The sequence below is a fragment of the Comamonas sp. w2-DMI genome (genome assembly GCF_040187735.1).
Lineage (GTDB): Bacteria > Pseudomonadota > Gammaproteobacteria > Burkholderiales > Burkholderiaceae_C > Comamonas > Comamonas terrae.
The window spans coordinates 1-6,305 of record NZ_JBANEL010000057.1; the positions used below are offsets into that span (position 1 = coordinate 1).

Consider the following 6,305-nt stretch of genomic DNA (forward strand, 5'->3'; position numbering starts at 1 on the left):
GAAGCTGTATCGTCGAGCTTCGTTGAACGAAATAGACCGATTCTTCATGCAGCTGCGTCGTGCATTGACAATGGCGGAACGTGGCGTTGTCAGTGCATCCGCTGACCGGCGCCTTTGGTTTGGCAAGAACGCCTACAACCCCAGCGTCCTGGCGAAGCTGGTGGAGATATTCCGAACCTACTTCAATTACTGCGAGGTTGGCGAAGACAAGCGAACTCCAGCCATGCGAATGGGCCTTGCCCGAGGCCCCGTGGCCGAGGAAGACATCCTCTACTTCGTGCCCGGCGAACCGCCTCGCCAGCGGGCGCCGGCAGCTCGTCGAGCCCCAGAAGAAAGCCCCTCACAGCGCGAGGCTGGAGGGGCAATCAATGAGGTCCCGGCGGGCGCTTAGCAACTCCTTAACGGAACGGCTAGCACTTCGGTGGGCCTTTTTGTTTTTGTTCAGGCTGCTCCGCTTCTTGAATCTGCGGCGCGCGGGACCCGAGGGCGGACGGAAACGGCCCTCTGTTGTCTTAGGTCCCCCACGTGGTTGGGTTTCAGGACATGCCGACGACTGGCGCGCGTCCTATTGATACGTACCCCAGGCCGAAGCGCGTAATGGTCTCGGGGTCATAGAGGTTGCGTCCGTCAAAGACCATACGGTCGTGGAGCGCATGGGCCATCTGCGCAAAGTCGGGCACGCGGAAGATTTTCCATTCCGTCACGATGGCCAACGCGTCCGCTCCTTCCAATGCCTCGGTGGGACTGCCGCACAGCACCAGGTCGTCACGCTCTCCGAAAATGCGCCGGGCCTCGTCCATGGCGGCCGGGTCGTGGGCGCGCACCTGGGCGCCTGCCGCCCACAGGCTCTGCAGGAGGTAACGGCTGGGCGCTTCGCGCATGTCATCGGTTTCCGGCTTGAAGGCCAGCCCCCAGACCGCGATGGTCTTGCCGCGCAGGCTGCCGCCGTAGTGCGCAATGATGCGCCGCGCCAGCAACTGCCGCTGCGCGTCATTGCGGCTTTCGACCGCCAGCAGCAGATCGGGGGTGAAGCCAATGGACTGGGCCGTGTGGATGAGGGCCTTGACGTCCTTGGGAAAGCAGCTCCCGCCGTAACCCACGCCGGGATAGATGAAGTGGTAGCCAATGCGCGGGTCACTTCCGAGCCCGCGGCGCACGTCTTCGATGTCCGCACCCAGTTGCTCGGCCAGGTTGGCCATTTCATTGATGAAGCTGATCTTGGTGGCCAGCATGGCGTTGGCGGCGTACTTCGTCAGTTCGGCGCTGCGCACATCCATCATTACGATGCGGTCGTGGTTGCGATTGAAAGGCGCATACAGCTCGCGCAATTGGCGCTCGGCCTGGGGTGCGCGTGTACCGATGACGATACGGTCGGGCCGCTTGCAATCGGCGACGGCAGCGCCTTCCTTGAGGAATTCGGGGTTGGACACCACCTCGAATGCCAAGGCCACGCGCCGCGTCTCCAGCACCTTGCGTACGGTATCGGCGACCTTGTCGGCCGTGCCCACGGGGACGGTGGATTTATTGACGATGGTCTTCGGCTCGGTCATGTGGGTCGCGATGGTGCGCGCGACGGCCAACACATGTTGCAGGTCGGCGCTGCCGTCCTCATCGGGCGGGGTGCCGACGGCGAGAAAGATCAGCTCCCCATGGGCCACGCCCTGAGCGGCGTCAGTAGTGAAGCGCAGGCGGCCTGCCGCCTGGTTGGCCTGCACCAGGGGCTCCAGCCCCGGCTCGTGGATGGGGATATGGCCTGCCTGCAGCGCGGCCACTTTGGCGGCATCGACGTCCACGCAGATCACATCGTGGCCGACGTCGGCCAGCACTGCACCCTGCACCAGGCCGACATAGCCGGTGCCAAAAACCGTAACTTTCATGATGGGTAGAAGTCCTTGTACCAGTGGACGAAGCGCGCCACGCCGTCCCGCACGGGCGTATGGGGGGCAAAGCCGACCCAGGAAGCCAGCGCCGACATGTCGGCCGCCGTGCTGTGCATGTCGCCGGGCTGTAGTGGAAGCATGCGCTTGAGGGCGACCATCCCCAGCGCCTCCTCCAGTGCATGGATGTAGTCCATGAGCAGCGTAGGAGCGCTGTTGCCGATATTGAAGATACGGTAGGGCGCGAGGCCCGTGCCGGGCGACGGCGACAGTGGATCGAATGCGGCGTCTGGTGTGGCGGGCTTGTCGAGTACGCGTAATACGCCCTCGACGATGTCGTCGATGTAGGTGAAGTCACGCACCAACTGACCTTCGCCGTAGACGTCGATCGTCTCGCCCGCAAGCATGGCACGGGTGAACTTGAAGAGCGCCATGTCGGGCCGCCCCCATGGCCCATACACCGTGAAAAACCGCAGGCCCGTGGTCGGAATGCCGTACAGGTGCGCGTAGGCATGCGCCATCACCTCATTGGCCTTCTTGGTCGCCGCGTAGTAGCTGACGGGATGGTCCACCGCGTCGCGCTCGGAGAACGGCAACTTCGCGTTGCCTCCGTACACGCTGGAGCTGCTGGCAAACACCAGGTGCTCCACCTGCTGTGCGCGGCAGCCCTGCAGGATGTTGCCGAAGCCCAGGAGATTGGAGTCGGTGTAATCGTCGGGTTGGTCGATGGAGTAGCGCACGCCGGCCTGTGCCGCCAGATGCAACACCCGATGGGGACGCACCCGCGCAAACAGCGCATGCATGGCGTCGCGGTCGGCGACATCGATCTGCTCGAAAGTGAAGTCGCTCTGACAGCGCAAGCGGTCCAGGCGCGCGTGCTTCAGGCCGACGTCATAGTAGGCATTGAGGTTATCGATGCCCACCACCCGTTCGCCGCGCTCCAGCAGTCGCTGCGCGCAATGCATGCCGATGAAGCCGGCGCAGCCGGTGACCAGGGTGACGCTCATGGTTGTGTGCCGCGTGGGCTCCAGATGTATTCGTAATGGGCCTGGGGTGTGCCCGCGCGCACCATGTGGAAGGGCAGGTGGATGGACTGCAGCGCACGCGGCGCGATGCGGGCCTGGGCCTGATCCCACCAGCTCGACGGAACGTAGTCGGTGCGTGAAATCAACAGCAGGCCTTGCCCCCGCTGCTCGCTGCGGCGCAAATGGTCGGCGACACAGGTCGGGATCTCGTCTTCGCCCGGCGCACAGGCGTCCACCAACGCGTCGGGAAAGCGCACCCGCAGCATGCCGGCCAGCATATGGTCGGACGCGACGATGGGGCTGGTGCCGTCATAGCCCGCGGCGCGCAGGGCGTCCGCCAGTTCGATGGACGGGTGGTTCAGCTCATCCACCTCGCCGCGCAGCCCGCTGAACCAGGGGCGTATGCCGGCAGCGACCAGCAGGATGACGGCCATCGTGGCCACGGCGATCGTGTAGCGCCGTGCACGGGGATGGTGTTGCAATTCGGGCCGCGCAGAGAAGGCGGCCAGGGGTGCCATACACAGCAGTGGAAGTATCCAGCGGCCCTTGAAGTTGCTCACGCCTGCAAACACCACCATGCCGGCCAGCGCCAGCAACACCAGGCCCAGGTAGCGCACGAACACGCGGTGCATCGGCGGCGACACCGGCGCCAGCGGCCGCTGCCACCAGGCCGAACGGAAAGCCCACAACGCGAACAGCGCCCACAGCAGCAGCGTGCTGGGGACCACGCCCTCCAGCAGCCTCAGCAGGCCCTTGACCAGCCCGTTTTCAGGCTGGATGTTCATCTTGCTGATGGTGCCGGACGTCGCCTCGGTGAGGTGCGACAGCAGCCATGCCACATGCGGCAGCACGACCAGCAGGCCCACCAGGGGCGCCCACCACCAGCCGCGCGACAGCAGCGCGCGGCGCGCCTCGGGTACCGACAGTGCCGCCAGCAGCATGGCGCCCGCCACCAGCGCGAAGCTGTACTTGGCCAGCATGCCGAAGCCGCACACCAGCCCCAGCAAGGCAAAGTCCAGCGGCCGGGGGCGCCGCACGATGCGCAGCAGCAGCCACCACGCGCCACAGGCCATCGCCGTGACGAGGATGGTATGGGTCTGGTCGCGGACCGAATGCCAGCCCAGCGCGGGCATCAGCACCATGCTCGCCGACGCCCAGAAGGCCCCCCGCTCGTCCAGCAGTTCCCGCCCGGCCAGGTACATGAGCGAATACGTCAGTGCCAGCAGCCCATGCTTGAGCAGCGACAGTGCCAGCACGCTGGGGCCGAACACCTGGTTCATCGCCCATTGCAGCCAGGTGTACAGCGGCGGCTGCGGGCCGTAGCCCAGTGCCAGCTCCTGGGTCCACAGAATCTGCTCGGCCTCATCCCACTTCAGCGCGGGCGAAGCGAGCAGGCGCATGGCCACGTGCGCCAGCGAGATGGCCGCGAACCAGAACAGCGGGTGGGTCCAGGGAAGGCGGGACGAAAGCGCGCGGGGCGCGGTGGAGGCGGTCATGGGGCAAGGGGAAAGTAGCGCACTGTGTGCGTCCGGCGGGCGCGAACGCGCGGGGCGCGCGAGGCACAATCGCAGCCATTATCCCACTACAACTGTTTCCTTGATGAACACCGCCCCTACTCCAACGCCCGACGTCTCCATCGTGGTGCCGATCTACAACGAGGTCGAGAACCTGCCCGACCTCGTGGAGCGCATCGCGCAGGCGATGTCCGCGCAGCCGCTCAGCTTCGAACTGCTGGCGGTGGACGACGGCTCGCGCGACGGCAGCGCCGACACGCTGCGTGAACTGGCGGCCACGCGCCCCTGGTTGCGCCCGGTGTTCCTGGCACGCAACTACGGCCAGTCGAGCGCACTGCAGGCGAGTTTCGATCGCGTGCGCGGCCGCTATGTGGTGACGCTGGATGCCGACCTGCAGAACGAACCCGGCGACATTCCGCTGCTGCTGGAGCGCCTGGAGACAGACTCCAGCGTAGACATGGTCAGCGGCTGGCGCAAGGACCGGCAGGACGCGGAGCTGTCGCGCAAGCTGCCCTCGCGCATCGCCAACCGGCTGATCTCCAGCGCCACGGGCGTGCACCTGCACGACTACGGCTGCGCGCTCAAGGCCTATCGCCGGCCCATCATCGACCGGATCCGCCTCTACGGCGAGCTGCACCGCTTCATCCCGTCGCTGGCCAAGGAGGCGGGCGCGCGCATCACGGAAGTGCCGGTGCGCCACCATGCGCGCACGCGCGGCGTGTCCAAGTACGGCATCGACCGCACCTTCCGCGTCATCCTGGACCTGATCCTCATCGTGTTCTTCATGCGCTACCGCCAGCGCCCGCTGCATGCCTTTGGCGGGCTGGGGCTGTGGCTGGCTGCGCCGGGCGTGCTGATCCTGGCCTGGCTGCTGCTGCAGAAAGTGCTGGGCGAGGACATCGGCGGCCGGCCGCTGCTGCTTGCCGGCGTCATGCTGGTGCTGATGGGCGTGCAGATGGTGGTCGCGGGCCTGATCGGCGAGCTGCTGATGCGCATCTACCACGAGGCCGGCGGGGCACCGCAGTTCCATGCGCAGGAATATGTGCCGGATTCAAGAGTAAATATGCCTGCGGCGCGCGACCAGCAAGCGCAAGCAGCTACTAATAAGATAGCGTGAAACGTCCGTTCAAGGCCCTGCTGCGCGGCCTGGTGGGCCTGGCCCTGCTGGGCGCGGTGGTGGCGCTGGCCGATCCGTCCCGCGTGTGGGGCCAACTGCGCCAGGCCCAGCCAGGGTGGCTGCTGGCGGGGCTGCTGGCGGGCATCGCTTCCAACCTCGTCTCGGCGCTGCGCTGGCGGGCATTGGCGCGGTGGCTGGGCGCCAACGCGAGCGCGCGCGACGCCTGCCGTTGGTACTTCCAGGCCATCGGCCTGAATGCGTTGCTGCCGGGGGCCGTGGTGGGGGGCGACGTGTACCGCGCCGTGGTACTGCGTGGTGCCGGTCAGGACACGGCGGCCTCCAGTTGGTCGGTGGTGCTGGACCGGCTGAGCGGCCTGTGGATGCTGTGCGCCATCGGCGGCCTGGGCGCTGCCGCCTGTGCCGACGTGCTGGCGCCCTGGCTGCGGTTGCCAAGGGGGCTTTTCATCGCGCTGATGCTTGTGGGCACGCTGCTGTGGCTGGCGCTGCCGTGGTGCCTGCCTGCGCTGCTGCGCAGCCGCCGGATTGCGGGCGGCTGGCTCGCGCCGCTGCGTGAAGCCGCAACGCGCCCCGACTTCCCGCGTCAACTGGTCTGGCAGGCCGGGGCATCGGCGGCGGTGCAGCTGCTGTCGGCCGCGGCGCTGGCGGGGGGCGGGCTGGCACTGGGCGTGGCGCTGCCGGCCAGCGTGTGGGCCTGGGCGATCGCGCCTGTGTTCCTGATGGTGGCGCTGCCGGTTGAGCGTGGGCGGCTGGG

At 66.9% G+C, this 6,305-nt stretch carries 4 protein-coding genes and 2 pseudogenes; 3 read left to right on the forward strand and 3 right to left on the reverse strand.

Annotated features, from left to right (window positions below; all coding sequences use genetic code 11):
* A pseudogene (locus V8Z74_RS25775) lies at positions 1 to 391 on the forward strand (hypothetical protein); the annotation flags it as partial.
* A 145-nt stretch (positions 392 to 536) separates the two neighbouring features.
* Here V8Z74_RS25775 and V8Z74_RS25780 read toward each other — a convergent pair.
* From V8Z74_RS25780 to V8Z74_RS25790, 3 genes are read right to left on the reverse strand one after another with little or no spacing between them, the layout of a single operon-like run.
* Positions 537 to 1,877 carry a UDP-glucose dehydrogenase family protein gene (locus tag V8Z74_RS25780; protein WP_349712225.1) on the reverse strand — a complete coding sequence of 447 codons (1,341 nt, stop codon included), beginning with the start codon at positions 1,875 to 1,877 and terminating at the stop codon, positions 537 to 539.
* Positions 1,874 to 2,884: an NAD-dependent epimerase gene (locus V8Z74_RS25785; RefSeq protein WP_349712227.1), complete on the reverse strand. Its 1,011-nt coding sequence runs from the start codon at positions 2,882 to 2,884 to the stop codon at positions 1,874 to 1,876. The genes V8Z74_RS25780 and V8Z74_RS25785 overlap by 4 nt, the downstream gene beginning before the upstream one ends.
* Positions 2,881 to 4,398, reverse strand: coding sequence for an ArnT family glycosyltransferase (locus V8Z74_RS25790; protein ID WP_349712229.1), 1,518 nt, complete (start codon positions 4,396 to 4,398; stop codon positions 2,881 to 2,883). Before V8Z74_RS25790 ends, V8Z74_RS25785 begins: the two co-directional genes overlap by 4 nt.
* Before the next feature lie 103 nt (positions 4,399 to 4,501).
* Between V8Z74_RS25790 and V8Z74_RS25795 the strand changes: the two genes are divergently transcribed.
* The gene (locus tag V8Z74_RS25795; RefSeq protein WP_349712232.1) at positions 4,502 to 5,533 is read left to right on the forward strand and encodes a glycosyltransferase family 2 protein; all 1,032 of its coding nucleotides are present in this window, start codon (positions 4,502 to 4,504) and stop codon (positions 5,531 to 5,533) included.
* Positions 5,530 to 6,305 (forward strand): annotated as a pseudogene (locus V8Z74_RS25800) (lysylphosphatidylglycerol synthase transmembrane domain-containing protein); the annotation flags it as partial. The gene V8Z74_RS25795 and the pseudogene V8Z74_RS25800, both read left to right, overlap by 4 nt.

Coding starts and splice junctions, on each gene's coding strand:
- V8Z74_RS25780 (WP_349712225.1), bottom strand. CDS start 1,877: ATGAAAGTTACGGTTTTTGGCACCGGCTATGTCGGCCTGGTGCAGGGT.
- V8Z74_RS25785 (WP_349712227.1), bottom strand. CDS start 2,884: ATGAGCGTCACCCTGGTCACCGGCTGCGCCGGCTTCATCGGCATGCAT.
- V8Z74_RS25790 (WP_349712229.1), bottom strand. CDS start 4,398: ATGACCGCCTCCACCGCGCCCCGCGCGCTTTCGTCCCGCCTTCCCTGG.
- V8Z74_RS25795 (WP_349712232.1), top strand. CDS start 4,502: ATGAACACCGCCCCTACTCCAACGCCCGACGTCTCCATCGTGGTGCCG.